Annotated in this window: 24 protein-coding genes; 10 read left to right on the forward strand and 14 right to left on the reverse strand. The window is 62.5% G+C overall.

Features of this window, described 5'->3' with window-relative positions; translation table 11 throughout:
* Position 1 precedes the first annotated feature (1 nt).
* From ABIB80_RS08620 to ABIB80_RS08630, 3 genes are read right to left on the reverse strand one after another with little or no spacing between them, the layout of a single operon-like run.
* Positions 2 to 1,105: a CgeB family protein gene (locus tag ABIB80_RS08620; RefSeq protein WP_354127185.1), complete on the reverse strand. Its 1,104-nt coding sequence runs from the start codon at positions 1,103 to 1,105 to the stop codon at positions 2 to 4.
* Complete coding sequence (locus ABIB80_RS08625; protein ID WP_354127186.1) at positions 1,102 to 1,701, reverse strand: histidine phosphatase family protein; 600 nt, start codon at positions 1,699 to 1,701, stop codon at positions 1,102 to 1,104. Before ABIB80_RS08625 ends, ABIB80_RS08620 begins: the two co-directional genes overlap by 4 nt.
* A complete protein-coding gene (locus tag ABIB80_RS08630; protein WP_007596132.1) occupies positions 1,701 to 2,801 on the reverse strand; it encodes an inositol-3-phosphate synthase in 1,101 nt (366 codons plus the stop codon). The genes ABIB80_RS08625 and ABIB80_RS08630 overlap by 1 nt, the downstream gene beginning before the upstream one ends.
* Positions 2,802 to 3,176: 375 nt before the next feature.
* Here ABIB80_RS08630 and ABIB80_RS08635 point away from each other — a divergent pair, with 375 nt between their 5' ends.
* Positions 3,177 to 3,464, forward strand: coding sequence for a hypothetical protein (locus tag ABIB80_RS08635; RefSeq protein ID WP_007596131.1), 288 nt, complete (start codon positions 3,177 to 3,179; stop codon positions 3,462 to 3,464).
* Positions 3,465 to 3,469: 5 nt separating this feature from the next.
* On the opposite strand, the gene ABIB80_RS08640 is transcribed toward ABIB80_RS08635, so the two are convergent.
* From ABIB80_RS08640 to ABIB80_RS08675, 8 genes are all read right to left on the reverse strand, one after another.
* A complete protein-coding gene (locus ABIB80_RS08640) occupies positions 3,470 to 4,198 on the reverse strand; it encodes a hypothetical protein (RefSeq protein ID WP_354127187.1) in 729 nt (242 codons plus the stop codon).
* A gap of 262 nt (positions 4,199 to 4,460) precedes the next feature.
* The gene (locus tag ABIB80_RS08645; protein WP_007596129.1) at positions 4,461 to 5,243 is read right to left on the reverse strand and encodes a Crp/Fnr family transcriptional regulator; all 783 of its coding nucleotides are present in this window, start codon (positions 5,241 to 5,243) and stop codon (positions 4,461 to 4,463) included.
* Positions 5,244 to 5,635: 392 nt separating this feature from the next.
* Positions 5,636 to 6,349 (reverse strand): class II aldolase/adducin family protein, encoded by a 714-nt coding sequence (locus tag ABIB80_RS08650; protein ID WP_007596128.1) that lies wholly within the window; start codon positions 6,347 to 6,349, stop codon positions 5,636 to 5,638.
* A complete protein-coding gene (locus ABIB80_RS08655) occupies positions 6,346 to 7,764 on the reverse strand; it encodes an FGGY-family carbohydrate kinase (protein WP_007596127.1) in 1,419 nt (472 codons plus the stop codon). Before ABIB80_RS08655 ends, ABIB80_RS08650 begins: the two co-directional genes overlap by 4 nt.
* A 6-nt stretch (positions 7,765 to 7,770) precedes the next feature.
* Positions 7,771 to 8,778 (reverse strand): ABC transporter permease, encoded by a 1,008-nt coding sequence (locus ABIB80_RS08660; protein ID WP_007596126.1) that lies wholly within the window; start codon positions 8,776 to 8,778, stop codon positions 7,771 to 7,773.
* Entirely contained in the window at positions 8,775 to 9,779 is a 1,005-nt protein-coding gene (locus tag ABIB80_RS08665; protein ID WP_007596125.1) for an ABC transporter permease, read from the reverse strand. Before ABIB80_RS08665 ends, ABIB80_RS08660 begins: the two co-directional genes overlap by 4 nt.
* Positions 9,772 to 11,238, reverse strand: a complete 1,467-nt coding sequence (locus ABIB80_RS08670) for a sugar ABC transporter ATP-binding protein (RefSeq protein WP_035993496.1) — start codon at positions 11,236 to 11,238, stop codon at positions 9,772 to 9,774. The genes ABIB80_RS08665 and ABIB80_RS08670 overlap by 8 nt, the downstream gene beginning before the upstream one ends.
* 127 nt (positions 11,239 to 11,365) lie before the next feature.
* Positions 11,366 to 12,367 (reverse strand): autoinducer 2 ABC transporter substrate-binding protein, encoded by a 1,002-nt coding sequence (locus ABIB80_RS08675; protein WP_007596122.1) that lies wholly within the window; start codon positions 12,365 to 12,367, stop codon positions 11,366 to 11,368.
* A gap of 691 nt (positions 12,368 to 13,058) precedes the next feature.
* On the opposite strand from ABIB80_RS08675, the gene ABIB80_RS08680 reads away from it, so the two are divergent.
* The 4 genes from ABIB80_RS08680 (at position 13,059) to ABIB80_RS08695 (ending at position 17,858) form a co-directional block, all read left to right on the forward strand.
* Positions 13,059 to 14,189 carry a sugar ABC transporter substrate-binding protein gene (locus ABIB80_RS08680; RefSeq protein ID WP_007596120.1) on the forward strand — a complete coding sequence of 377 codons (1,131 nt, stop codon included), beginning with the start codon at positions 13,059 to 13,061 and terminating at the stop codon, positions 14,187 to 14,189.
* A 66-nt stretch (positions 14,190 to 14,255) separates the two neighbouring features.
* On the forward strand, positions 14,256 to 15,797 hold the full coding sequence (locus ABIB80_RS08685; RefSeq protein WP_354127188.1) for a sugar ABC transporter ATP-binding protein: 1,542 nt from the start codon (positions 14,256 to 14,258) through the stop codon (positions 15,795 to 15,797).
* Entirely contained in the window at positions 15,790 to 16,902 is a 1,113-nt protein-coding gene (locus ABIB80_RS08690; RefSeq protein ID WP_007596118.1) for an ABC transporter permease, read from the forward strand. Before ABIB80_RS08685 ends, ABIB80_RS08690 begins: the two co-directional genes overlap by 8 nt.
* Complete coding sequence (locus ABIB80_RS08695) at positions 16,899 to 17,858, forward strand: ABC transporter permease (protein ID WP_007596117.1); 960 nt, start codon at positions 16,899 to 16,901, stop codon at positions 17,856 to 17,858. The genes ABIB80_RS08690 and ABIB80_RS08695 overlap by 4 nt, the downstream gene beginning before the upstream one ends.
* A gap of 15 nt (positions 17,859 to 17,873) precedes the next feature.
* Here ABIB80_RS08695 and ABIB80_RS08700 read toward each other — a convergent pair whose 3' ends face one another.
* A complete protein-coding gene (locus ABIB80_RS08700) occupies positions 17,874 to 18,773 on the reverse strand; it encodes an SMP-30/gluconolactonase/LRE family protein (protein ID WP_219681620.1) in 900 nt (299 codons plus the stop codon).
* Between the two features lie 201 nt (positions 18,774 to 18,974).
* Between ABIB80_RS08700 and ABIB80_RS08705 the strand changes: the two genes are divergently transcribed.
* A complete protein-coding gene (locus ABIB80_RS08705) occupies positions 18,975 to 20,000 on the forward strand; it encodes an aldo/keto reductase (protein ID WP_354127189.1) in 1,026 nt (341 codons plus the stop codon).
* A 1,086-nt stretch (positions 20,001 to 21,086) separates the two neighbouring features.
* Here the strand turns inward: ABIB80_RS08705 and ABIB80_RS08710 are convergent.
* Both ABIB80_RS08710 and ABIB80_RS08715 read right to left on the reverse strand, forming a co-directional pair.
* Positions 21,087 to 21,470: a hypothetical protein gene (locus ABIB80_RS08710; RefSeq protein WP_219681618.1), complete on the reverse strand. Its 384-nt coding sequence runs from the start codon at positions 21,468 to 21,470 to the stop codon at positions 21,087 to 21,089.
* A 303-nt stretch (positions 21,471 to 21,773) separates the two neighbouring features.
* Positions 21,774 to 22,022 (reverse strand): hypothetical protein, encoded by a 249-nt coding sequence (locus ABIB80_RS08715; RefSeq protein WP_219681617.1) that lies wholly within the window; start codon positions 22,020 to 22,022, stop codon positions 21,774 to 21,776.
* Between the two features lie 233 nt (positions 22,023 to 22,255).
* Here ABIB80_RS08715 and ABIB80_RS08720 point away from each other — a divergent pair, with 233 nt between their 5' ends.
* The 4 genes from ABIB80_RS08720 to rpoH all read left to right on the forward strand — a co-directional run bounded on the left by ABIB80_RS08720 (position 22,256) and on the right by rpoH (position 25,605).
* Complete coding sequence (locus ABIB80_RS08720; RefSeq protein ID WP_007596105.1) at positions 22,256 to 22,435, forward strand: hypothetical protein; 180 nt, start codon at positions 22,256 to 22,258, stop codon at positions 22,433 to 22,435.
* 71 nt (positions 22,436 to 22,506) lie between these two features.
* On the forward strand, positions 22,507 to 23,187 hold the full coding sequence (locus ABIB80_RS08725; protein ID WP_035993491.1) for a response regulator transcription factor: 681 nt from the start codon (positions 22,507 to 22,509) through the stop codon (positions 23,185 to 23,187).
* 9 nt (positions 23,188 to 23,196) lie between these two features.
* Positions 23,197 to 24,621, forward strand: a complete 1,425-nt coding sequence (locus ABIB80_RS08730; RefSeq protein ID WP_007596103.1) for a sensor histidine kinase — start codon at positions 23,197 to 23,199, stop codon at positions 24,619 to 24,621.
* A 60-nt stretch (positions 24,622 to 24,681) separates the two neighbouring features.
* A complete protein-coding gene (gene rpoH / locus ABIB80_RS08735; protein ID WP_354127190.1) occupies positions 24,682 to 25,605 on the forward strand; it encodes an RNA polymerase sigma factor RpoH in 924 nt (307 codons plus the stop codon).
* The last annotated feature ends 66 nt before the right edge of the window (positions 25,606 to 25,671 follow it).

Below are 25,671 nucleotides of genomic sequence, written 5' to 3' on the forward strand. Positions count from 1 at the left end.
ATCAGGCCTCCTCGGGTTGCTGTCGGCGCGCGCCAAGGGATGCCGTCTGCTCGAACAGCCAAATCAGTTCGGCTGCGCGCTTGTCGGATGTGTGCTGATCCATGGTCCGTTCATATGCGCGCCCGGCGATGTGCTGAAGCTCGGCGTCGGTCATCGTCAACGCGGCGAGCGTGTCCTTCGCATCGCGTGCGATCAGGATCTCCTGCCCGGGTACAAAGAATTCATCGAGTCCCGGCCAGTCGTCGCTGAGCAGCGGGGTCTTGCAGGCAGCGGCTTCGAACAGGCGGCCGGAGGGGCACCAGCCCATCTCCGCCATGGCCTGGCGCGTGACGTTGAGTGTCAGCCGGGACGACGCAAAGAACGACGCGTGCTCAGACGGCGGCAAGTGCTGCACGAAGTAAATGTTTGGCGACCAGGGAAAATCTTCCGGGTATTGTGCACCCCCGATCAGGAAGCGCCGATCCTGCCTGCTACGTGCGGGTTCGACGAAGAGAGCCTCGAGAGCGCGCTGGCGATCCTGCGAATATGTGCCGAGATAAGACAGATCCGCACGGTAATGCGGCTGCGACGGCACCGGCCGATGAATGTCCGTATCGACATGGCCGTAGAGCGGACGGACATTGCCAGCGCCAAGCCTGTCGCGAAATTCGTTGCAGATGCGTGGACCGCCGGTGAAACTCAGGACCAGGGCGAAATCCCGCAGGCCGCACGGCCCGATGTAGGGAACCGTCTCGCCAGCCATCAGCTTCGCCAGCGTGACCGGCGTATCGAGATCGTAGAACACGGGCACCGCCCGACCCTCGGACAGGACGAGCTCCGTCGCGGTGATCGCGTCGGGACAATAGGAGGTCACGATCGCGACATCGGCATCACGAATGTCGCTGCGCGCCAAAGGAAGCACATCGTCCCAGTTCGGGAACAGTCGCAATTGGCCGCCGGGCAGTTCGTGCAAATCCCGCGCGCCGGCGTAGTACGGCACGTCGCGCTCGAAAAAGACGACGCTGTGGCCGGCGCGCGCGAGATGCTTGCAAAGCCCTCGCCACAAGGTGGCGTGACCGTTGCCCCACGACGAGGAAATTGTCAGGCCGAAAATGACGATCTTCACGCTGGCACCCGCTGATTGATCCCGGTGATCTTGAGTCCGCGATTGTCCACGCTGAGGGTGCTGACGCTGCCGGGGTCGATCTTGATCGAGAGGAAGTCGTCGAGCTCCTTCCGGGAATAATGCAGCAGCGCTGCGCGGATCGGTTCGGCATGGCTGACGGCGACGACGACGGTGCCGCTACAATGATCATTGCGCACTTGTTCCAGATGGGCGACGACGCGCTTCTGGAGCGACCGCATGCTTTCGCCGCCTGGCGGGCGGTTCGTTCCGCGTTGTTCGTTCCAGCGCGACCATCGGCGGTCTCCGGCGAGCGCCTCGAATGACAGTCCGGTCCATTCGCCGTAGTCGAGCTCGTCGAGTGCCGGCACGATCTCGACTGGCAAGCCGAAGCGCGCCGCCAGGATGCAGGCCGACTGCATGCAGCGCCGCTGCGGGCTCGACTGGACCATGCTCGGCGGCGGCGTGAAGGTATCGGCGCATCGCGCGATTTCCTCGCAGCCGAGATCATCGAGCTCTACGCCCTTCATCCGGCCACAGAGCGTGCGGCCGAGCAGGGCATGATGCCCATGGCGGATCAGATGAATGATCTCCGCCATCAGGCGTACGCCTTGTCGTCGATGAAGGCGCGCGTTCGCCGTCCGGCCTCCTCGTCCGTGAACTGCTGAGGCGGCGACTTCATGAAATAGCTCGACGGCCCCGTCAGCGCGCCGGCCTGCCCGCGGTCCATGGCGAGCTTGGCGCAGCGGACCGCGTCGATCACGACGCCCGCCGAGTTCGGGGAGTCCCAGACCTCGAGCTTGACCTCCGCGCTCAAGGGAACACCGCCGAACGTCGTGCCTTCCAGGCGGATAAAAGCCAGCTTGCGGTCGGTCAGCCACGGCACATGGTCGCTCGGGCCGACATGGATATTATCGGCATCCATGGGCACATCGAACTGGCTGGTCACGGCCTGGGTTTTGGAGATCTTCTTGGACGTCAGCCGCTCGCGCTCGAGCATGTTCTTGAAGTCGGTGTTGCCGCCGACGTTGAGCTGGTAGGTTCTGTCCAACCGCACGCCGCGTTCGCGGAAGAGATTGGCGAGCACACGGTGCAGAATGGTGGCGCCGACCTGGCTCTTGATGTCGTCGCCGACGATCGGCAGGCCTGCATCCTCGAATCGCCGCCGCCAGTCGGGATTCGAGGCAATGAAGACCGGGATGCAATTGACGTAGCCGCAGCCGGCCTCGATCGCGCGCGCGGCGTAAAATTCGCTCGCGCGCTGCGAACCGACGGGAAGATAGGACACAAGCACGTCCGTGCGCGACGTCGCGAGCACCTCGGAGACGTCGGCTTCCGGAACATCCGCAATCGGAACGTCGTCCTTGAGATATTGGCCGACGCCGTCCATGACAGGGCCACGTTGGACCATGACGCCGGTGGGCGCGACGTCGGAGAAGCGGTGCGTGTTATTCGGCGCTGCGAAGATTGCCTCGGCCACGTCGCGTCCGACCTTGCCGGCATGGACGTCGAAGGCCGACGCGACCTGAATGTCGCTGATGTGGTAGCCGCCGAGATCGGCGTTCATCAGCCCAGGCACCGGCTCATTCGATTTGGCGTCCCGGTAATAGGAGAGCCCCTGAACGAAGGAGCTCGCACAATTGCCGACACCGACGATGCCGACGCGCACGCGCCGCCTGTCCTGAAGACGAGAATGCATGGATCTAGGCCCTCCGGAAGACGTGCAGCGTTAAGGCATGCAGTGTTGAAGACGTACTGTGTTAAAGACTTGCAGTGTTGAAGACTTGCAGTGTTGACGTAAGTACGTCGGCGAACGTGAGGAACGTATGTTCGTTCCTGAACTCACGGCACTACGTCAGATTCCGGCCAAAAAAATTTCGCGCCCTTAACCTGGGATAGAATCCCGAGCAGTTTGGCGGGAACTAAAAGCTTCCATGATGAAGATGAAGAAGATGATGCTCTGAGAGAGCCCGACACCACGAAAGAACAAATCCTTCCGTCCGGCGTTCACGGCGAACAGTCTGACGCGACGACCTATTCGTCGCTCGCTCTTTGTCAGCAGTCGAGGTGTGACATGTCAACCAAATCACAAACCAGCGAAGCCCAGCAGACCACCAGCCATGACGTGATCAGGAAATGGGCGGAGGAACGCGGCGGAAAGCCCGCGACGGTCAAGGCTACCGAGGAGGACGGACACGCCGGTATCCTGCGCATCGATTTCGATCCGCCCGACGAAGGTCTCGACCGGATCAGCTGGGACGAATTCTTCGCGAAGTTCGACGAGACCGGCATCGCGTTCCTTCACCAGGACCGCACCAAGGATGGCAAGATGAGCCGTTTTCACAAATTCGTGCGGCGTTGATCGGATCACCGCGAGTGTCGGTTAGTTGGACGGAAGCGATGCGAGCAGGCGACTTCGAACGTGCCTGGGCGATCAGCGACCGCGATCTGGCGATGCTTGCGTATCCACCCAAGCACACCGGGCCTCGTCACCTGCAGCGTATCTGGCGCGGCGAGGAGCTGACGGGCAAGGATGTGCTGGTCCGCTGCTACCACGGGCTCGGCGACACCATCCAGTTCCTGCGCTTCATGCGGCCGCTTCGTGACGTCGCGCGCCGGGTCACGGTCTGGTGCCAGGGCGAGCTTCTGCCGCTGGTCGAGCGAACGGCTGGCGTCGATCGGGCCTTTGCGCTCCATGATGGTACGCCTGAGGTCGACTTCGAAGTCGATGTCGAAATCATGGAGGTGCCGCATGCCATAAGGGCGGGGCGGGAGCACGTCGAGATGCGGGCACCTTACGTATCGCTGCCGCCGGCGGTCGCGCCAGCACTTGCGCAAGTGCGAGGTCTTGAACTTCGAGGTCTCGAAGTTCCAGGTCTTGAAGTTCCAGGTCTTGGACTGCGAAGGCTTGCCGTCGGTCTGGTTTGGGAAGTCGGCAACTGGGACAAACGAAGGACCATCCCGCCGTCCCTGTTGGGGCAACTTGACGTTCCCGGCGTGACGCTCTGCTCGCTGCAACGCGGGGCCCGAGCGCGCGAACTGGCCGAGATCGGCGCGAGGGACGTCAGCACGCCTGACATTACGGTTCTCGGTCATCTCCTCCAGCGGCTCGATCTGCTCATTTGCGTCGATACCATGGTGGCCCATCTCGCGGGAGCACTCGGCTGTGATGCGTGGGTCTTGTTGCATGCGGATTGCGACTGGCGCTGGCCGTCATCCGAGTCCCACTCCCTTTGGTATCCGAGCCTGCGGCTGTTTCATCAGAGGACGCCAGATAATTGGGATGATGTCATTGGAGAAGCGCGGCAGGCCCTGATTGCACGCTCCGCAATCCGTCAAGGTGTCGTCCGAAACGGGCTCAAGCGAGCGCAAGGTCCGCCGTAAGTGGCCTGAGACGCGAGGACGACGCATCGTCGCGGCTGGACGGAATCCCCAGATAAGTCGGATCGAATCTTGCGAGCCGCACGAGTCCCGGCCAGTCCGTGATCGTTACCGTCTTACCCTGCCATTGCAGGAGGTTGCATCGTCGCAGTTCCTGAATTGTGCGGTTGGCGTGCACTGGGGAAATGCTGCACGCTGCCGCAAGGTCCGATTGGGTAAAGGGTGATGGCAACCTGAGATCTCTCGCCAAGCCGACGCTTTGCAGGCGGGTAGTGATCTCGCACAGCAGATGCGCAACACGCGTCAATGCATCACGGCTGCCCAGGTTCACCGTCCAGTTGCGCTGAATGGCGTGGCTGGTGAGCAGCATCAGCAGCAATGCGCGAGACATCGCGGGCGAACGCGCGGACAAATCGTGAAAGAAGCGGTGTGGCACGAGAGCGACGATGGCCGGGCCGAGTGCGATCAGGTTGCCGTCAACGCGCGGACGATAAAGCGTGTGTAGATCGGCGATGTCACCGGGAACATGGATTGACGTGATCTGCCCGTCCGCACTCTCTGCATCCTGCCAGGACAGATATCCCTGAAGCAGCAGGCAGCACTGGGTGGTATCATCGCCATGCCGCAAAACGGCCTGACGCGAACTGAGATGCGCGATTGTGCTTGCCATGTCCGCGAGCAGGTGGAGATCGTCAGCCGTTACGGGAGTGAGGCTCGCCAACCGGTCGGCGAGCTTGGAGAACGCAAATCCTGCCTGCATTGGTCGCCTAATAACTCAGAACCCGTCCCCAATTTGATCGATGAGAACGACAGAACGCATTAAACTTTGATAGTTTCGCTCCATGCAGGTGATTGTTTGTCTGCCCCGCACGCGCGAAAAAGGCGACGCGCCATCGGCGCCCGGGATCAGGTCTGCGTCGATGACGAGGTTCTTCTCCCGGTGAGGGCGGCGTATCCTGCCGCAATTGCGCGGAGCCGATCGACAAGCTAAGTCGTTGATCTCTTGAGCGGTGAAGCGGGCAAGCCTGATTGTTCGCGCACGTCTTCTGCCCAAGGGCTGTGACGGTCAAACCCGTACATCCGGCCTCGGCCTTCGTTCTGCGTGGCCGGTGCTGAGCGAACTTGGTGGCAGCTGTCCGCGAAAATCCACCATCAATGTGCCGTCCGTTTCGACTCAGGGAGGGCGCGCGGAACATCGCCGACATCGTCAAGGTCAGGCGCCTGGCCGTATCCCATGCGTTTCATCTGCTGATGTACCTGCGCCATTTCAGCGTCGCTGAGGCGCGGCGGCTCGCCGATAGCCAACGCATGGACATACATCTTCGCCAGCGTCTCCACCTCCACGGCGAGCCAAAGCGCCTTTTCGAACGTTTGGGCCGTTACGATCAAGCCATGATGGCCAAGGAGGCAAGCGTTGCGATCTTCGAGGGCCTTGAGGGCGTAGTCCGATAGTGCCTGAGTGCCGAAACAAGCATATGGCGTACAGCGCACATCGTTGCCACCCGCAACTGCAACCATATAGTGGAAGCAGGGAATGCCACGCTCATGAACGGCGAGAATCGTGCTGAAGGTGGAATGCGTATGCAGCACGACGTTGACGTCTTCGCGTGCTCGCAGAATATCGCGATGAAAGCGCCATTCGGATGAAGGCCGATGGTTGCCCTGGTAGTTCGCGGCAAAATCCATCGCGACAATGTCGTCTGGCTGCATCCGATCATAGGGCAGACTGGTAGGCGTGATCAGCATGCCGTTTGGAATCCGGTGCGAAAGATTGCCGGATGTGCCCTGATTGAGGCCGTTTCGATTCATCTCCCTGCAGGTATCGACAATGCCTTGGCGGAGATCGGCATGATTATGGTCTGTCATGAAGACGGCTCCGAGAAAGCGATCCAGGACTGGTAGGCGGCGGAAAGGTCGCGCGGTTCGAACCCATCGTTGCTGAGTGATGTGACGGCTTCAAGGATCACACTCGAAACCGGCAGCGTACGCGAGAACCGCCGCCACAGCAGCGCAGCGCCAAGCGCCGTTCCGTCCGGAGACCGACTCACCCAGACGCTCTGCGAGGATCGCAAAGTCGCAAGGCAACGGGCGAAGGGCAGGTTTGCGGCAAAGCCACCATCGATGACTATGCGTTGTGAGCTCTCGAGCGCATCAAGACAGCGGTTTGCGCTGAATGCTGCGTAGAGCACCGCTAGTGCCTGCCATTCGGCAGGCGTTTCGGGGGGCGGTCCGATGACCCGTCCGCGGCGAGCCGCGCCCGGAAACAGTCCATCATCGCCGACGAATGAGGGGAGCGCCAGGGTTCCCCTCGACAGCAGGGTGGGCAATGCGGCAAGGACGGCTGCATCGGAAGCACAATTGTTCCCGCGGATCAGGTCGTATTCGCGGCCGGTCGCGATCAATGTCGAAGGTGCATTCTCGCCATCGACATCGATATTGAGAACCATCGCGCGCGTGCAATCGAGTTTGTCCAGGGGGAGGCCGCGCTGAAAGCCGATCATCCAGGTACCGGTCGATAGGATCGTGGCATCGGCCATGCCGGCGGCCTTGTAGCGGAACAGGTTGGCGTTGGAATCATGGACGCCACAGAGGATCTCGGTCGATTGCGCCAGGCCGGAGCGCCTGGCTACGGATTCCGAAACCGTCCCTAGCACCTCGCCGGCGGGTACGCATTCGGGCAGCAGATGGCTCCAGCCGCGCTTGCGCATAAGAGAAGAAGGCTGCTGGTGGATGAGGTCCCAGATATGGCTCTGAGCCGCGAGCTGTGAGATTTCACTGGCCGCACGTCCGCCAAGCCGCAAGGCAAAAAACTGCGCGGTGGTCAGATAGGTTTTTGCGCGGGCGAATTCGAGGGGATACGCGCTTTCCTGCCACAGCAGCTGTTTTCCTAGCCGCATCGCCCCTCCGATTCCGCAAAACACTTCATCGCAACCGGGCGCGATTCGCGCATATGCTTCATCGATTGCCGGTGGAGAGACGGCATCATAGTCCATCATCGGCAGCACTGGCGTATCACCGTCGACGAGAACCGCACCGCATCCATGCGCAGCCACGATCACGGCTCCAATGGCATGGCGTTGAGACACGACGGCAAGGGTATCGAGAAACCACTCTTCTAACCCGGCAAGGTCATAGGCGAGGTACGAGCCCTGAGTCATCGGCACATTTGGAAGCGCATGTGTTTCGAGCGGCCAGCCGTCCTCGCTCGCCACTAGCAGTTTGAGATTGGTCTTGCCAATGTCGAGAACTGCGATACGGGGCGAGGCGATCGAGCGCATCATCGCTGGCTACCGCGGCGCTTTGCCGGCGAAATGAGGAACCGCCGCGACGGCAATCAAGATTCCACCCCAGATCGCCAGCGTGAGGAATTGGCTGAGGTTCAGAAGGTTGAATGCCGATGAGATCACCTGAAGGATGATCAGCGCAAGCAATAGCCCGCCGACTTTGCCGAAGCCACCAAACGGATCGATGCCGCCGAGGACGGCCGCGAGAATGGTGACCAACAGATAGCTCTCGCCGTATGCTGCGTTGGCCGAATTGAAACGTGCCAACATGACCACCGCTGCCACGCCCGCGAGCAAGCTGGAAAACACATAGAGTTTGAGGAGGACGGCGCGGGTATCGACGCCGGAGTAGCGGGTCGCCTTCTCGTTCGAGCCGATCATGTAAACCTTTGCCCCGAACGGCGTCGCGTTCAGCATGAGCGCGACGGGCAAGGCGCAGAACACAAGTACGATCAAAGCAAAGGGTACCCCGAAAACCGTTCCATTGCCGATAAATACAATGGGCTCCGGAAATCCGGAGATGACGTTACCGCGCGACAGGCCGATCGCGATGCCCTTGCAGAGCGTCATCGTGCCGAGCGTGGCCAGGATCGGCGAAACGCCGAGATAGGCGATGACAAAACCGTTGAGGAGGCCGACCAATGCGGCCACTGCGAATCCTGCAGCGATCGCCAGCACCTGAATGCCGACCCAGGCAAGGCCCTGACTCCCCGGGATGTAGTGCGTCAGCAGGAAGGCGATGGTCAGTCCGGACAGATTGGCGGTCGCGATGATCGAAAGGTTGAGTCCGCCGGATAGCAAGGCCAGCATCATCGCAAGTGAGAGGATGCCGAGTTCGGGCATCTGGAAAGCCATGGATTGCAGCGTGTTGACCGAGAAGAACCGGTCGCCGATCGTGATCGCGAACGCCACCCAGAGCGCGAACAACAGCAGGGTGAGGGTGGTGACCGTGCCGCTGCCGGCGAGGCCGACCATACGCCGGCGAAGCGAGAGGGCGGGCGCATTGCTCATCGGCGCGCGCTCCGGGTTCGCCGCTCTCGCTGGGACCAGGCGGTCGCTGAGACCGAAATGAGAATAACCAAACCGACGAAGAACGGCGACCAGTAGGACGAAACGCCCAACAAAATGATTCCGTTTTGGAGCACCGCGAGCAGTGTCAGGCCCAAAAACGTGCCGAGGACTGTGCCGACGCCGCCCATCAAGCTGGCGCCGCCCAGCACGACGGCGGCGACCACATCGAGTTCCTTGCCTACCAGCACTGTCGGGGCAACGGATTGCGCGAGTTGTGCCTGGATCAGCGAGGCGATTCCGGCCATGACACCCATGTAGCAATAGACCAGTATGTTGAGACCGAAAATGTGGAAGCCGAGCCGCTGTGCAGCGTCGGCATTGCCTCCCATGGCATAGATTTGCCGGCCGATATTAGTTCGATTAAGCAGGAGCCAGGTGACGAGAAACGCCAGCGCGAGCGCAAGGATCTGCAGGTTGATGCCGTACGAGCTATCCTTGCCCCATTCGAATTCGAACCAGAATATTCCGGTCGCAAACCAGTCGGGCAACGAATAGATGTATTTGCCGCCGGTGAAGAAGATCAGAAGTCCATAGAAAATGTTCAGAGTTGCGACCGAAACGATGATCGATGGTATTCGAAGTTTCTGGATGAAGATCGCGTTGAGGGCACCCAGCGCACCGCCAATCCCAATCGCGATCGCAAAGACGCTGATCCAGTTCGCGCCGTAAGCATTGGCAAGCGAGAGTGTGACATATTGCGCCACCGACGCGGTGGCGGTGAACGAGATGTCGATACCCCCGGCGATCAGCACGACCAATAGTCCGAGCGCCAGGATGCCGACGAAGGCGTAGGAGGTCAGCAGATCAAACAGATTCTGCACGGTCAGGAATTGGGCATTCGCGAAGCCCAAGCTGGCGCAGAGCCCGAGGATTACCATCAGCAGCCAGAACTCATGGCTGCGACGAAACCTCCCAAATGATGCAATGCGCGATTCAGGCATTGACGGCCTGCCGAAGCTCATCTTCGGAAGTGGCTGCGGCAGCCACATCGGTTGTCAAACGTCCTTCCCGCATCACTAGCACGCGATGACTATGATAAAGGACCTCCGGGATTTCGTCTGATATCATCAGCACCGCAACGCCGTCGCGGGCCAGCCGCCGGATGATTTCATAGATTCCGTCCTTGGCGCTGATGTCGACGCCCACCGTAGGACTATCGAGGATAAGCACCCGCGGGCTGGTCGCCATCCATTTGGCGAGCACGACCCGCTGCTGATTGCCCCCGGAGAGGGTCTTCACCGCGTTGGCCGGGTTGGAGACCTTAATCCCGAGTTCGGCGACCCACCGAGCCACATGGCTCTGTCGCGCGCCTGCGGCAATCAGGCCGAATGCGCCAGCCAGACGTTCCAGCACCGTGAGCGTGACGTTCGCCGTGACGGACTGGTTCAGGATGAGACCAAGCGTAAGCCGATCCTCGGATACATAGGCAATCCCTCGGTCGATCGCCTCTGCATTTGTCCGGAGCGCGATCGGCTGCCCGTCAAGCGCGATGGTGCCGCGGTCGGGCGGCTTCATGCCGAACAGCGATAGCGCGAGTTCGGTTCGACCCGAGCCGAGCAGACCGGTGAGACCCACCACTTCCCCTGCGCGCAACTGCAAGCTTACATCCTCATACTCACCCTGGCGGCCAAGGCCCTTCACTTCCAGCACGACCGGGCCAGCGGCAAGCTCAGGCGCCTGTACCTGATACTCGAAGGACTTACCGGTCATCAGATGGCTGAGTTTCCCACCGTCGATTGTGTCTGCAGCAAAAGTACCGACTTTGGCGCCATCCCGCAGTACCGTTACGCGTTCGGCGATTTCAAGCACCTCGTCGAGACGGTGACTGACGAAAACGACGCAGATGCCAGCACGCTTCAGCTCCCTTACGAGCGCGATCAGGGCGTTCACCTCGTGGCGGGTCAACGATGCCGTCGGCTCATCCATAATCAGGAGTTTGGCATCCGCAGCCAAGGCGCGGCAGATCGCGATCAGCTGGCGTCCGGCAATGCTGAGCTCTGAGACTTTCGCGTCCGGGTCGAACTCGACGCCGATCCTTGCCATTGTGGTCTTCGCGGTGGCGCGCATTGAGGCCCAGTTCACCGAATGGAGGCCGCCAAGATGGTGCGCCATCGCGATATTCTCGGCGACGGTGAGGTTGGGGAATAGCGAAAGATCCTGGTAGATGACCTGAATGCCGCAATGCGTGGAGTAGACCGGGTTTAGTTTGGGATATTCCTTGCCGGAAATTGCGATGCGGCCGCCAGGCTCCGCTGCCTCGACGCCCGAAATGATCTTGATCAGTGTGGATTTTCCGGAGCCGTTTTCACCGACCAGGCAATGCACCTCGCCGACTTCCAGAGTGAAATCGACGCCGCGGAGCGCGTGCACGCCGCCGAAGCGCTTCGATATGTCGGACATCTCCAGGAAAGTCGCCAAAGGTTCGCCTGCAATGGACGTTCGATCGTGCGATCACTCGAGTGGTACTGCATTCCCGACCGGAAGGGCCGGGAATGCAGCGCGATGAGGCGACTAAACGGGTGTCGGCCTAGAGCCCTCCGGCGATCAACCCGTCGATGGTTTCCTTGTTGATGCGCATGATCTTGTCCACCTTGATCTGCTTTCCTGCAACGTCGACGGCTGCCTTGCCAAGGCCGGGTACATCGACGCCATCCGTGATCGGTTTGCCATCGAGCACGAGTTTGGCCACCGCGACCATCGCGTAACCCGCATCGGTGGGATTCCACAGAAAACCTTCGCGGATCGTATCGTCCGCGATAAGCGACTTCGCCTGGCTCGGCAGCACGGTGCCGACCACGGCGATCTTCTTGCCAAGGCGTTGTTGACGCACAGCATTTCCGGCCCCGATAGGTCCATTCGAACCGAAGCCGAGAATACCACGCAGGTTCGGATAGGCCTTGATCACGTCGAGCGTCGTGCGTTGGCTGGTGTCGATCTCGTCGGCGCCGGGGAAGCGGTCGGCGACGAGCTTCATTTTCGGAAAATTCTTCTGCTGGTAGGCAATCGCGGCATCGGCCCATTTGTTGTGAAGCGGCGTCGTAAGAGTCCCGACATAGACCACATAATCACCTTCGCCGCCCATGTCCTTGGCGAGACGTTCCATCTGCACTTCGCCGAAGCGAACGGAGTCGATCAATTCCACATTCCAGTCACGACCTTCCTGTTCCGGACCCTCATGCGTGATGACCTTGATTCCGGCGGCCTGGGCGCGCTTCAGCACGGGCTCGCAGACTTTTACATCAAGCGGGACCAAGCCGATCACGTTGACTTTCTTGGCAATCAGATCCTCAAGGAGCTTTACTTGCTGTGCCGGATCGACGTTCGCCGGGCCAACCATAGTGGCATTAATGCTGAAGTCCTTCGCACCCTTCTGGATTCCCTTTTCAAGTGCGTTGAACCACGGAATTCCCGCGATCTTCACGACCGTGACCATTTCCTTTTGGGCTTGCGCAAAGGCAAAGCCCGGAAAACCGGCACCGGCAAACGCGGCCGTACCACCGATCAGCTTGAGCGTCTGACGTCTGTCCATTGTTCCCTCCCAGGAAACTATCTTGGATTCCGCACCCTCGATCTGACAGTCGATGGGTGGGGGCAGTCGAGCCTGTTCTTGCTTGGGGGCAGAAAGAGTTGCCTGTCCAACCGCAGGACCTTGAGGGAGATTAGAGACCGGCACTCCAGAACGTGTCAAGCAAGCGAGATGTTCGCCAGCCATCGTCGCAGTGCGATACCTGATCGCGTCTTCGAGCTGCTGAGTGAGGAGCTGCGAGCGATCGGCGTTCCTACAGCCATCGTCTCACCGAAGGAGCGCCACGCCACCCCGCCGGACGAAAGCAAGTAGTCCCGGCTTCTGGCTTCAATCCAGCTTCAGCAATCGGGCTTCGTTCGGCTTCGCGTAGCGATTCACACTTTTCCCTGAGTGTCATTTTTTTCGTGACGCGCGTGGATGCCACCATGAAAGGCCGGCCATGGCCGGCTTCGCCGTTGCACAATCCCTTGCCGCCCACGAACATCCGACTGTCATTGTTACGTTTTCTGCTTCCCGCAATTGTCGTCGGTTGGCCGTGCGTGCAGATCGTGTCTCGCGCCGGAGCGTCCGCCCTCGGCTTGTCAGCATCGCAAGTTGCGTGCCATCCTAACGCAACACGCGCACGGGAAGGTCAATTCCCGGCATGGCTACGCGCCGCGTTAGGGTGGAACACAAACGCTCAGGGAGACACGACATGGTGTGGACGCTTCGTCTGACGGGGCTGGCTTGCGCCGGCTTGCTGTTGTCATCGGTGAGTGCTCTGGCAGGTCCTAAGGTCGTCTCCGGCCCGGGCGCCGACCCCGCCTGCTTCAAGCCATGGTCGTCCGAGACCAAATTCTTTCAGTGGCCCAAGAAGGCGGGCCCCTACAGGATCGCGCTGGTCAACGGTTTTGTCGGCAACACCTGGCGCATCCAGATGGTGAAGACTGCCAAGGCTTTCGCCGATCAGCCGGGTATCAAAGAGAACATCAAGGAGTTCAAGGTCGTTTCCACCGGGACCGATGTGGCGGCGCAACTTGGCGCGATGGAGGACTTCATCAACCAAGGCTTCGACGCAATCGTTACCATTGCGGTCGCTCCCGACGGTTTTGATCGCATCATCCGTCTTGCCGACAAGAACAACGTCGTGGTGGTGCCGTTCGACAACGTCCTCGACACCGACAAGGTGATGATGGTCAACGAGGACCAGAAGGAAATGGGCCGTATGTCGGCCAAATGGCTGATCGACGAGAGCGGCAAGAAATCCGGCGACATCCTTGAAGTCCGCGGCCTGCCGGGAAATTCCGTCGACCGCGACCGTCATCTCGGTTTCCGCGAGGTAATAGAATCGCCCGGCAACAGCTTCAAAATCACCGAGGTGGTGGGTAATTGGGACACCGGCACCTCGCAGAAGGTGACTGCGGATGCGCTAGCCGTGCATGGCCATTTCGATGGAGTATTCACCCAGGGCGGATCCGATGGCACCGTGCAGGCGCTGATGGCTGCCAAGCATCCCTTTGTGCCGATGTCGGGTGAGGGCGAGAACGAGTACCGCAAGCAGATCGCCGATCACGCCAAGGACGGACTGAAGGGAATGTCCTACGGCCAGTCGCCGGCGCTGGTGGCGATCGCGACCAAGGCGGCGATCTCGGCGCTGCAGGGCAGCATTATGCCGCAGCTGATCTCGATCCCGATTCCAGTGGCGACCTACAAGGATCTCAAGCCGGGCACGAATTACTGGCCTGAGCTCAATGCCAACTTCTTCGCGCCGAATCAGTTCACGCCGTGCGGCGTGAACTTCACTGCGCCGGAGATCATGTCGCAGAGCGAGAAGAACACCCAGTGACGGCTCCAGCGATGTCTCTGTCACGGCCCGGCATTCGCCGGGCCGCCGTCGCGTGAAGGCCCGGGCATGCCGGTTGCCGACCCGACGCAATCCGCCTTCCTGGAGCTTGCCGGCATCTCCAAGCGCTATGCCGGCGTTCGGGCGCTGGAAGGGGTCGATTTCGCCTGCGAGCGCGGCAAGATCCACGCCGTGCTGGGCGAGAACGGCGCCGGCAAGTCGACCCTGATCAAGATCATTGCCGGTGTGGTGCAGCCCGACAGCGGCCGCATGCGCCTCGCGGGGAGCGAGGTCAGCTTCGCCACGCCGTCGGCGGCGAATGCAGCCGGTGTCGTCTGCATCTTTCAGGAGCTATCGCTGATGCCCGACCTCTCGGTCGCGGACAACATCTCCATTGCATCCCCGCCGCGGCGGTTCGGCCTGATCGATGCGAAGGCCCAGCGCCGCCGCGCCGAAGAACTGTTGTCCGAGATCGGCTGTGAGGACGTCAACCCCCTGAGGCGCGTGCGCGATCTGCCCCTATCGAGGCGCCAGGTGGTCGAGATCGCGAAGGCGCTCGGCAAGCGGCCGCAGTTGCTTATCCTCGACGAGGCGACATCGGCACTGACGAGCGCCGATGTGGAGAAGGTTTATGCGATGCTGGCACGGCTCAAGGCCGAGGGCGTCGCAATCCTGTACATCTCGCACCGCATGCACGAGGTCGAGGCGCTCGCCGACCGCGCCTCGGTGTTTCGCAACGGCCGCCATATCGAGACCTTCGACAAGGGGAGGCGTTCGACCGCCGATATCATCCAGCTCATGATCGGGCGTGACATCGCGGCCCAGTATCCGCCCAAGCCTGCGCGAAATGCCGCGAAGCCGGTGCTGGCGCTCGAGAACCTGTGCTGGGAGAGGCAGCTCGATCGCATTTCACTGAGCATCGGCGCCGGCGAGATCGTCGGGCTCGGCGGTCTCGACGGGCAGGGCCAGAAATCCCTGTTGCTTGCTCTGTTCGGTGTTTTGCGCGGCGTCACTGGTCGTCTCACGGTGGCGGATCGCGAAGTACGTCCCGGCTCCCCGGCGGCGGCAAAATCGGTCGGCATCGCGCTCGTCCCTGAGGACCGCAAGACCGAAGGGCTGATGCTGCCGGTGTCGATCGCGGACAATCTTGCGATCGCATCGCTCGACGCGCTTTCCACTGGCCCATTCATCGATACCGGCCGGGAACGCACCGCGATCCAGCGAGCCATCGCGAGGCTACAGATCAAGTTGGACGCAGCGAGTGATGCGGTCTCGACGCTGTCGGGCGGAAACCAGCAGAAGGTCGTGCTCGCCAAATGGCTGATGACCGATCCGCGCATCATCCTGCTCAACGATCCCACGCGCGGAATCGACGTAGGCACCAAGCAGGAGCTCTACCGGCTGATGCGCGAACTCGCCGACCAGGGCGCCGCAATCCTGTTCTACTCGACCGACTATGACGAGCTGATCGGCTGCTGCGACCGCGTCGTCATCATGTATGACGGCCGCATCGTGCGCGAGCTCGAGGGCGACGACCTCACCGAGACCAACATTGTCGCAAGCTCCCTGAATGTCGACACCGATACCGCAGCGGGGGCGGCGCATGCTTGACGATATCGCGATCAGGATCCGCCAGAACATCGGTCTGGTCACCGCCATCCTGTTGTTCTGTGCCCTCTACATTTTCTACAACGCCGCGCATCCCCGCGGTTTCTCCTCCGCCGTGCTGGTGCAGAATGGCGACGAAATCTTTGCGCTCGCCATGCTGGCGATGGCGCAGACAGTGCCGGTCTTGATGTCGGGCCTTGATCTCTCCGTCGGAGCGGTCATGACCATGGTGGGCTGCTTTGCGAGCTACCTCCTGACCGGCGCGGCAGGTGGTGCGCCGCTGCATCTCGACATGTTCGGCGTGCATCTCGGCCTCGGCACCTTTCCGGGCGGCGTGAGCGGCATTCTGCTCGGGATCGCCGTGTGCCTTGCGATCGGCGCGGCTGCCGGCTTTATCAATGGTTGCGTCGTCGTCTATGGGCGCATCCAGCCGATCATCGCGACGCTTGCGACCGGCGCGGTCTACATCGGCATCGCGCTTTTCCTGCGTCCGACCCCGGGCGGCAAGATCGATGTTGATCTGAACTGGGCGCTGACTAACTCGCTCGGCGATTTCGCCTCGACCGTGCACATCTTCGACGATGGCGCGGCTGCCTGGTTTGCGCCGTTCGCCTGGATCCCGGTGCCCTTTGTGCTTCTCGTTCTCATTCCGCTGCTGGTGTGGGTGCCGTTCCGCCGCTCCGTTCTCGGCCGCGCCGTCTATGCGATCGGCTCGGCCGAGGGCGCGGCTTATATGTCCGGCCTTCCGATCGAGCGCGCCAAGATCGCCGCCTTCACGCTCGCGGGCTTCTTCGCCGGCTGCGGCGGTCTCTTCCTTGCTATCCAGACGTCGTCTGGGAATGCGGACATTCCGCAGGCCGGCGCCTATACGCTCAACTCGATCGCCTCCGTGGTGATCGGCGGCACTTCGCTGCTTGGCGGAACCGGCAGTGCGATCGGGTCGATCTTCGGGGCCATGGTCTTGCGCGTGATTTCCTTCTTCTTCCGCATCTTCGACATTGCCCCTCTTCTGCAGCCGCTGTTCGAGGGCGTGATCCTGCTCGCTGCCGTCAGCATCGGCGCGTTGGGCATGCTACGCGTCAAGAACACGCTGGAGCTGTTTCGATGACGGCGGCCTCATTCAGTCTCTCGCGCGACGACCGCCCGATCCTGATTGCGGCGGCGTTCATCGTCGTCATTCTCGTCGCGGGTACGGTTTACACATTCGCCCGTTTCGGCAGCGCTCCCCTGTTGTCTCCGGCCTATCTTCTGCAGCAATTGCAGATCGGTGCGTTCCTCGGGATCGTCTCGGCCGGCATGATGATCGTGATCCTGATCGCGCAGATCGACCTGTCGGTGCCCTGGACGCTCGCCGCCGCGGCCATGATGGCGACCTCGGTCGGCGGTCCTCTCGCAATTCCGGTCGGGCTCGGGGTCGGCGTTCTGGTCGGGCTCGTCAACGGCGTCGGGGTCGCGTATCTGCGGGTCCCCTCGATGATCTTTACGCTGGGCGTGAATGCCGTGATGCGCGGCCTGATGGTCGCGCATACTGGCGGCTACGCACCGCAGACCGGGGCGACCGACCTGATGCGGATGCTGGCGGGCGATCGTACGCTCGGCATTCCCAACGCGCTGTTCGTCTGGGCCGCGGTGTCCGTGCTGGTGGTCGTCATCCTGCAGCGCATGTCGCTCGGCCGCTACATCTACGCCATCGGCAACAAGGAGGCGGCGGCCTATCTGGCCGGCGTCAACACGCGCCGCGTCACGGTGGTCTGCTTCGTGCTCTGCGGCCTTGCTGCCGCGCTCGCGGGCGTGCTGCTCGCCGGCTATTCCACCAAGGCCTACCAAGGCATGGGAGACGCCTATCTGCTGCCCTCGATCGCCGCCGTCGTGATTGGAGGCACCAACATCCTCGGCGGCCGCGGCCGCTATCTCGGCACGCTGATCGGCGTCGTCCTGATCGTGCTCCTGAACAGCGTATTGTCGATCATGGAGATGCCGGAGGCGGGCCGCCAGGTGATCTATGGTCTCGTTATCATCTTCATGCTGCTCGTCTACGGGCGGGGCGAACGCGTCACGAGCTAGATGGCCGGCCTAAGCTTACACGGCCGCGCGCGTATTGAGGAAGATCGAATACAACGAGGTCTGTCCGCAAATGTACAGGCGGTTGCGCCGTGGACCGCCGAAACAGACATTCGCCACGATCTCACCGATCGGGATCGTGCCGATATGCGTCCCGTCGGTCCCGTAGCAGAACACGCTCCGTCCCGCCGACGTCCAGATGTTGCCATGGATGTCGCAGCGAAATCCGTCATAGAGCCCGTCGGGGCAGGTGGAAAACAGCGAGGGCTCAGCGACCTCGTTTCCCTGCACCTTGTAGGACCAGATCGTCGCGGGCAGCCCGTCGACGTGGGTCGCGCCGGTATCGGCGACATAAAGCAGCTTCTCGTCTGGCGAGAACGCCAGCCCGTTCGGCTGCACGCGGTCAGAGACGACCAGGCTGATCTCGCCGCCCGCTGGATCGATCCGGTACACGTTGGAGGCGCCAATCTCGGATTTGGCATGTCGGCCCTCGTAATCGCTGTCGATGCCGTAGGTCGGATCCGAAAACCAGATCGAGCCGTCCGATTTCACCACGACATCGTTGGGCGAGTTCAGCCGACGCCCTTCGAACTGTTCGGCAAGCACCGTGATGGAGCCGTCGTGCTCGGTCCGGGTGATGCGGCGCATGAAGTGCTCGCAAGTGACCAGCCGCCCCTCGCGATCGGTCGTGTTGCCGTTCGAGTTGAAGCTCGGCGAGCGGAACACCGACACCGATGAATCCGTCTCGTCGAAGCGCATCATCCGGTTGCTCGGAATGTCGGACCAGATCAAATAGCGGCCGGCCGGAAAGTAAGCGGGTCCTTCGGCCCAGCGGCAGCCGCTGGTGAGTTTTTCGAGATTGGCGTGACCAAAGACCAGGCGGGCAAATCGCGGATCGTGCGTGACATAGGGGAGCATCGTTCCTCCTTCGTTGCCGCAGGTCGTGAAGTGCCCGCGTGCCGGTTCCGCTTTTCTTAGCAACCCGAATGTATGAGCGGAATAGTCTTGTACGAGACCCGCAATCCTCGCGTTGACACCCGACGGCAAATACATACGCTGCGCGTCGCTGCAATGAGACGAGCGCGCGATCAAGGCGCGAAGAAGGAAGAGCAATCCACCATGATTTCGCAATCAGCTTTGCCGCGCCGCACACTTGGCCGGACCGGTCTCGAAGTCTCCATCCTCGGGTTCGGAACCGCACCGCTCGGCGATCTCTTTCTCGAGCTCGACGACCACACTGCGATCGCCGCCGCGAGCCGCGCCTTCGAGCTCGGCATCAATCTGCTCGATACATCACCGCACTATGGCAACGGCCTGTCGGAGCATCGCTGCGGAACGGCGCTCCGGCGCGTGCCCCGCAAGGATGTGGTGCTTTGCACCAAGACGGGTCGCTGGATGGATCCGTTTCACCAGCCGGAGACTCGGTCCGGATTTGTTGGCGGACAGCCGCACCGGGCCGTCGTCGACTATTCCTATGACGGCACCATGCGCTCGGTCGAGCAGTCGCTGTTGCGGCTTGGCACCGACCGGATCGACCTGCTGCTAATCCACGATGTCGATGTGTGGACCCACGGCAAGGACGCGATCGAGGACCGGTTTCGCGAAGCGATGTCCGGGGCCTATGTAGCGCTGGACAAACTTCGTTCCGAAGGTGTGGTCGCGGGCATCGGGATCGGCGTCAACGAGGCCGAGATGTGCGTGCGCTTCGCGCAGGCCGGATCCTTCGAGGTGATGCTGCTCGCGGGGCGCTATTCGCTGCTGGAGCAGCCAGCACTCGAAGAGTTCATGCCGCTGGCGCTGAAGGAGGGCATCGCGGTGCTGCTCGGCGGCGTGTTCAATTCGGGGATTCTGGCGACGGGCGCCACCAAGGGCGCCAAGTACAATTATCAGGACGCACCGCCGCAGATCCTTTCGAAGGTTGCCGAAATCCAGCGTATCTGCGCAGCTCATGACGTAGCGCTGCCGACGGCCGCTCTACATTTTGCGCTCGGTCATCCCGCGGTCGCGAGCGTGGTCCTCGGGGCGCATAATGCGCAGGAGGTCGAGCGCAACGTGGCAGCGCTGACCACCACGGTGCCAGCCGCGCTCTGGAGCGATCTCAAGGCCGCGTCCCTGCTGGAATCGGAAGCCCCTGTTCCGAGCTAGACCGGATGAACGCGCTTGAATCGGTACAAGGCGAGGACTCGGATCACCTCTCTCCGCGGGGGAGAGGTGCACCGAATGATACGGTCGGAATCGTGAATTTTTGCATCGATGCGCGGGCGCGCGTGGACCGCGTAAGAACGGCGGCTTCTGGCGGGCTATCAAGGCACGAGGCCGGGGGTTAAGCTGCCCTCCGGTAAGCGAACAGCGCCTCCACAGTCGTGGGTTTGGCACCGTAGCGGTCTCCCGCTACGATTTCCCCAAGCTTCGCATGTGCGGCTTTGACCTATGGGAGGACTACCCGTCGGGCAAAACACCCGCCACCCCGTCAACCCCTCCCCACAAAAATATTCCACTTTACCGAAATTCGGAAATGGCGTATGTGTCGTCCATCCCGGCTCATCCTTGAGGGGCGATCTTGTGGTCGTCATGTTCGCGAGCCGGGCTTGCGGTGGACGCGGCAGCGTTCGGGTGCGAGTGGCCAAGGGCAGGGCGGATTGCTCTCCGTGAGCCCAAGGCTTCGTTCCGACGAGCGGCGCTGCTAGGCTTCGTCTCGTCATCAGGTCGGCGGCAAGGTGCACAACGTCGTCGAAACCGGTGGTGAAATGGCGGGCCGTGCGTACGGCAAAACCGTGTGGTCCTGGCCGTCGTTGCTACGGTCAAGCCCTAGCGAATGCGGCATCTGCGTCAACCGGCGTGGTGTCGGTGAATTTCGCTGGGGTGAGGGAGGCCAGAACGAACTCGGCTCCCGGGAGAGCACGGCATAAGCCGTCCAACCATCGCGCAGGGAAGGCCGAGTGATTGGCTACACCTGTATGCTGCTGTGCGGTTCTTTTGCGCACCATCTTCGCGCAGCGGACCGCGGGTGCCAGCCGGCACCCGGCCTTCCCTGCACCCTCTTGGACAAGAGGGTGGAATGACGAAGCAAAGCTCGGGCGAAATGCGCCGCGAGGATGCGAAGCTGTGCCTGTTAGGTCGTAGGATGGGTAGAGCACTTGCGAAACCCATCATGCTTCCGCGCGGATGAAACAGGATGGGTTTCGCTTCGCTCTACCCATCCTACCAGCGCTGCTAAAAGTGCGCGACTGGCTAGCTGCAGCTCAGCGGCACCGGCTGGCCGGGATGCAGCTCGTACCAATCATAGCAATCCGGACCGGCGCCGTAGAATCCATATCCGGCGCGGAAGCGGCCGTCGCGGTGAAACGCGTGCTGGCCGAAGCCGCGGGTTGCGGCATGATCGCCGAAGCCTAGGTGCTCGCCGCCGAACCGGGCGCCGCCGCCGAAGCCGCCCTCGTGCCCCATGCCGCCGAAATGCGCGCCGCCGCCAAAGCCCGCATGTCCGCCGCCGAATCCGCCACCGCCAAATCCGCCGTGGCCGCCGCCACCACCACCGCCGCCGTGCGCGTCGGCCGTGCCGATGGCGAGCGTCGAGGCGAGCGCCGCTGTTGCCAGAATCATGATCACTCGTTTCATGGAAAACTCCTCTCGTGTTGAGCCCGGCCATCCCTGAAGCCCGCTTCCGCGCCGCGCGGTACGCGCGAGGCTGCTTGATGGCCGGGTGTGTGACGCTGGAGAGGTAGGAGCGCTGCGCGGCAATCCAACTGAATTCGACGTCAGACATTGGGGTCAGACATCGGGCTCGCCGCGCACGAAGGTGATCGCGCCGCGCCTGGTCGCGACGCAACGCAAGGGAGCGGGCTGACGAGATCAGTCCGCTCCCTGTCATTCGATATGCGTCCGGGCGGCGAAGTCACTCGGCCGGATGCGTTGGCGCGATCAGAAGAAGCTGCCGGTGCCGGGCTCGCAAGGCACGTTGTTGCCGGTCCACGGCGCAGTGGCGAAGGCGCCGACGCGCGGCGCCGGCACGCAGCCACGTTCGCCCTGATAGACCGGCGCGCTCGTCGCGATCGTGTCGGCCGCCGTCGCGGGTTGCCGCACGAGGCGGTGATGCTCGCGCGCCATGGCGGGGCCGCCGAGCATGGCGGCCGCAATCAGTCCCATCGACAACAGTCTGGACGTGGTCATTCGCTCTCTCCTTTGATGACATCAGGCCGACCAAGCCGGCTGGTCGTCGAGGTGTGCGCGATCGGGCCCGATTCAAATGCACGATTTGCTCACCGCAATTCAACGGCCCGTGAGCCGATGTGACGTCGCAACCACGATCGTGCGAATCCATAACATCCGTTGTCCCCCGGACGACTGCGAGCGCGTCGAGCTCATATGTTCGATGCAGCGCAGTTCGGAGCGGAGCCCACAAGATGATCACGACATTGGCAACACGCATTGCACTGGCGCTGCTGGCGCGACGCGCAGCCTGCATCATGAACTGCAATTCAATGGCGCCCCATGCGCCGCAAGCCTATCCCGTACCGCAGCGAGTGGCCGGCAACAGGCGACATCAAGGCCGCGCGTTCGACGAGCACGGGCATCGCACATGACCCAACGCGTCGCCGAGCCCACGCGCCCCTACCGCGCGCCGAGACGCCGCGTGGAACGTGGAGCGAGGGTCATGAACCGGATTCTCCTGATCGAGGACGACGCCGAGACCGCCGAGGCGATTGTCGCCGAGCTTGCCGACCGCGGGTTCGAGGTGCATTGGTCCGCCGACGGCGTCGACGGCCTCGACCGCGCGCGCGTGTCGAGCCCCGATGCCATGATCGTCGATCGCATGCTGCCGGGAATGGATGGGCTGACCGTCATCGAGGCACTTCGCAACGACCAGGTCAGGACGCCCGTTCTCGTCCTGAGTGCGCTCGGCGCGGTGGACGACCGGGTGCGCGGATTGCGAATGGGCGGAGATGATTACCTCACAAAACCGTTCGCGATCATCGAGCTGGTCGCGCGGATAGAGGCGTTGCTGCGCCGTCCGATCGACAGCCGCGAAACCATCCTGCATGTCGGACCGCTCGAGCTCGATCTGATCGAGCGGACCGCGCGGCGCGGCGAACGCCGGCTCGAGTTGCTGCCGCGCGAATTCCGCCTGCTCGAATACATGATGCGCCGGAACGACCAGGTGCTGACGCGTGCGATGCTGCTGGAGGAGGTCTGGAACTACAAGTTCGTTCCGGCAACCACGAACCTGATCGACGTGCATATGGGCCGGCTCCGTCACAAGGTCGACGGCCCCGGAGAGGTGCCGCTCATCCACAACGTCCGAGGCTCCGGCTTCGTCCTGCGTTCGCGGCAATAGGGGCCGGCGATGCGTCAGATCCAGCTGATCCGCTCCAGCACGTTCCTTTCGGCCCTGGCCATGGCGGCCGGCTTCGCGCTGTTCGTGGTCGGCCTGTTCGCATTCATCTATTGGAAGCTCGACAACTATCTGGTCGCGCGATCCGATCGCATGATTACCACCCAGATTCACTTCATCTCAGACCTGTCGCCGGCCCATCGCATCAGCGCGATCGCGGATCATCTCGATCAGGATTCCAGGGGCGTGCAATACGCGGGACTGTTCGATGCCGCGGGCACCCGCCTTGCCGGCAACATCGACCACGTGCCGCGCGAGCTCGGGCTCGATGGAGCGGTGCAGGGCGTGCGCCTCGATCTCATCAAGTCGCCGACGGTGCACAATCCTGTCGTCAGGGTGGTTGGCAAGCGCCTCGACGGCGGCGATGTCCTGGTGGTCGGACGGAATGTCGATGAGACACGCGAGATCTCGAGCGTGGTGGGGCAGGCGCTGGCCCTGGGCCTGCTGCCGGCCTTCAGCCTCTGCCTGCTGGCCGGTGCCTGGCTCAGCCTGCGCGCCCAGAGGCGCGTCGAGGAGGTGAACCAGCGGGTCCAGCGCATCGTGGCCGGCGAGCTGCGCGAGCGGCTTCCGCAGGACGGGACGGACGATCCGTTCGCGCGGCTGGCCGGGATCGTCAACGGCATGCTCGACGAGATGGAGGCGATGATCAATGCGCTCGCCGGCGTCGGCAACGACATCGCCCATGATCTCAGGACGCCGCTCACGCGCGTCCGCCTGGCGCTGGAGCGCGGGCGCTCCCATGCGGCCACTCTGGAGGAGCTGCAGGAGACCATCGACAAAGCCATTGCCGGCATCGACCAGTCGCTCGCGATCGTCACCGCCCTGCTGCGCCTGACCGAGATCGAGAACAACCGCCGCATGGCCGGCTTTGGCGAGGTCGCGCTCGACGAGATTCTGCGGGAGGTGTGCGATGTCTACGAACCCATCGCCGAAGACAAGCGCGTGGGGCTCGGTGTCGTCATCGAGCGCGATGTGCTTGTGTGGGGCGACCGGGACCTGCTGTTCGAGGCGGTCGCCAATCTCGTCGACAATGCCGTCAAGTTCACGCCGTCAGGCGGTCGGGTCGAGCTCGCCCTGGAAGCGGACGACGACACTGCGCTGGTGCGCGTCAGCGATACCGGGCCCGGCATCAGCGAGCAGGAACGCGAGGCGGTGCTGCGGCGGTTCTATCGCTCCGACAAGATGCGCCATACGCCGGGCGTCGGCCTCGGACTGAGCCTGGTCGCCGCCATCGTCAAGCTGCACGACTTTCGGCTGATCGTCGGTCCCGCCCCTGGTGGACGGATCGAGATCCTTGCCTGGACCGGACGGATGGGCAAGGCCGCCACGCGCCGGTCGCGGACATTGCTGCGCGCAGACGCAGACCAGATGGGATGAGCCACATGGTCCACGATGCTTTCGAGATTGATCAGCCGGCCTGGAGTGCGGGAGCGACAGATGCAGACTAGCCACGAAGTGACGAGGATCAATCCCCCTGCGACGCCGGTCGCACCGGTGTCGGTGCCGTTCCTCAGCGCGTATTCCGCGGCCATCGGGCGCTACGACTTCCTCGAGCCCGGTCAGGAGCAGCAGCTTGCACGCCGCTGGCAGCAGACGCGGGACCGAAGCGCGGCGGACGCGCTCGTCACCAGCCATCTTCGGCTCGCGGCCAGGCTGGCGCGAGGCTACAAGCGATACGGCCTTCCGATGGTCGATCTGATTGCTGAGGCTAATCTGGGCCTCGTGATCGCAGCGTCACGCTTCGAACCCGGCCGCGGCGCGCGCTTCTCCACCTACGCGGTCTGGTGGATCAAAGCCGCTATTCACGAGTACATCCTGCGTTCCTGGTCCCTCGTCAAGATCGGGACGACGGCCGCGCAGAAGAAGCTGTTTTTCAAACTCCGCGGCGAGATCAGGAAAGCCACCGGCAGCGCGATGTCGGGGCTCACGCCTGACGTCGCCGAACTGATCGCGGGGAAGCTCGAGGTCACCGCGCGTGAGGTGATCGAGATGGACGCGCGGCTGCATGGCGACATGTCGCTGAACGTGCGCATCGGTGGCGAGGACAGCGGAACCGAGCTGGAAGCCTTGCTGGTCGACGGGGCGGTCGACGCCGAGACGGTGCTGGTCGATCACGAGCAGACCGAGCGGCGTGCCAGCGCCTTGCGTGTTGCGCTCAGCGGGCTCGCGGCGCGGGAACGTCGCGTCTTCGAGGCGCGGCGGCTGACGGAATGCCCCGTCACGCTCGATCGGCTGGCCCACGAACTCTCCATATCCAGCGAACGTGTCAGGCAGATCGAGATGCGCGCCTTTGCCAAGGTCAAGCGCGCCGTGATGCTTGCCGTGCAGGATGCGCCACGGGGCACCGCATGCAGCGTCTGAATTCGTTTTCATTTGAACGCAGGTCCGGCCGCTCTCATCTGTCCGACGATCCCGCGTAACTCCCTC

It is taken from the genome of Bradyrhizobium sp. i1.15.2 (assembly GCF_040548425.1).
Taxonomy (GTDB): Bacteria; Pseudomonadota; Alphaproteobacteria; order Rhizobiales; family Xanthobacteraceae; genus Bradyrhizobium; species Bradyrhizobium canariense.

Coding starts and splice junctions, on each gene's coding strand:
- ABIB80_RS08625 (WP_354127186.1), bottom strand. CDS start 1,701: ATGGCGGAGATCATTCATCTGATCCGCCATGGGCATCATGCCCTGCTC.
- ABIB80_RS08630 (WP_007596132.1), bottom strand. CDS start 2,801: ATGCATTCTCGTCTTCAGGACAGGCGGCGCGTGCGCGTCGGCATCGTC.
- ABIB80_RS08635 (WP_007596131.1), top strand. CDS start 3,177: ATGTCAACCAAATCACAAACCAGCGAAGCCCAGCAGACCACCAGCCAT.
- ABIB80_RS08640 (WP_354127187.1), bottom strand. CDS start 4,198: ATGACCGAGAACCGTAATGTCAGGCGTGCTGACGTCCCTCGCGCCGAT.
- ABIB80_RS08645 (WP_007596129.1), bottom strand. CDS start 5,243: ATGCAGGCAGGATTTGCGTTCTCCAAGCTCGCCGACCGGTTGGCGAGC.
- ABIB80_RS08650 (WP_007596128.1), bottom strand. CDS start 6,349: ATGACAGACCATAATCATGCCGATCTCCGCCAAGGCATTGTCGATACC.
- ABIB80_RS08655 (WP_007596127.1), bottom strand. CDS start 7,764: ATGATGCGCTCGATCGCCTCGCCCCGTATCGCAGTTCTCGACATTGGC.
- ABIB80_RS08660 (WP_007596126.1), bottom strand. CDS start 8,778: ATGAGCAATGCGCCCGCCCTCTCGCTTCGCCGGCGTATGGTCGGCCTC.
- ABIB80_RS08665 (WP_007596125.1), bottom strand. CDS start 9,779: ATGCCTGAATCGCGCATTGCATCATTTGGGAGGTTTCGTCGCAGCCAT.
- ABIB80_RS08670 (WP_035993496.1), bottom strand. CDS start 11,238: ATGTCCGACATATCGAAGCGCTTCGGCGGCGTGCACGCGCTCCGCGGC.
- ABIB80_RS08675 (WP_007596122.1), bottom strand. CDS start 12,367: ATGGACAGACGTCAGACGCTCAAGCTGATCGGTGGTACGGCCGCGTTT.
- ABIB80_RS08680 (WP_007596120.1), top strand. CDS start 13,059: ATGGTGTGGACGCTTCGTCTGACGGGGCTGGCTTGCGCCGGCTTGCTG.
- ABIB80_RS08685 (WP_354127188.1), top strand. CDS start 14,256: ATGCCGGTTGCCGACCCGACGCAATCCGCCTTCCTGGAGCTTGCCGGC.
- ABIB80_RS08690 (WP_007596118.1), top strand. CDS start 15,790: ATGCTTGACGATATCGCGATCAGGATCCGCCAGAACATCGGTCTGGTC.
- ABIB80_RS08695 (WP_007596117.1), top strand. CDS start 16,899: ATGACGGCGGCCTCATTCAGTCTCTCGCGCGACGACCGCCCGATCCTG.
- ABIB80_RS08700 (WP_219681620.1), bottom strand. CDS start 18,773: ATGCTCCCCTATGTCACGCACGATCCGCGATTTGCCCGCCTGGTCTTT.
- ABIB80_RS08705 (WP_354127189.1), top strand. CDS start 18,975: ATGATTTCGCAATCAGCTTTGCCGCGCCGCACACTTGGCCGGACCGGT.
- ABIB80_RS08710 (WP_219681618.1), bottom strand. CDS start 21,470: ATGAAACGAGTGATCATGATTCTGGCAACAGCGGCGCTCGCCTCGACG.
- ABIB80_RS08715 (WP_219681617.1), bottom strand. CDS start 22,022: ATGACCACGTCCAGACTGTTGTCGATGGGACTGATTGCGGCCGCCATG.
- ABIB80_RS08720 (WP_007596105.1), top strand. CDS start 22,256: ATGATCACGACATTGGCAACACGCATTGCACTGGCGCTGCTGGCGCGA.
- ABIB80_RS08725 (WP_035993491.1), top strand. CDS start 22,507: ATGAACCGGATTCTCCTGATCGAGGACGACGCCGAGACCGCCGAGGCG.
- ABIB80_RS08730 (WP_007596103.1), top strand. CDS start 23,197: ATGCGTCAGATCCAGCTGATCCGCTCCAGCACGTTCCTTTCGGCCCTG.
- rpoH (WP_354127190.1), top strand. CDS start 24,682: ATGCAGACTAGCCACGAAGTGACGAGGATCAATCCCCCTGCGACGCCG.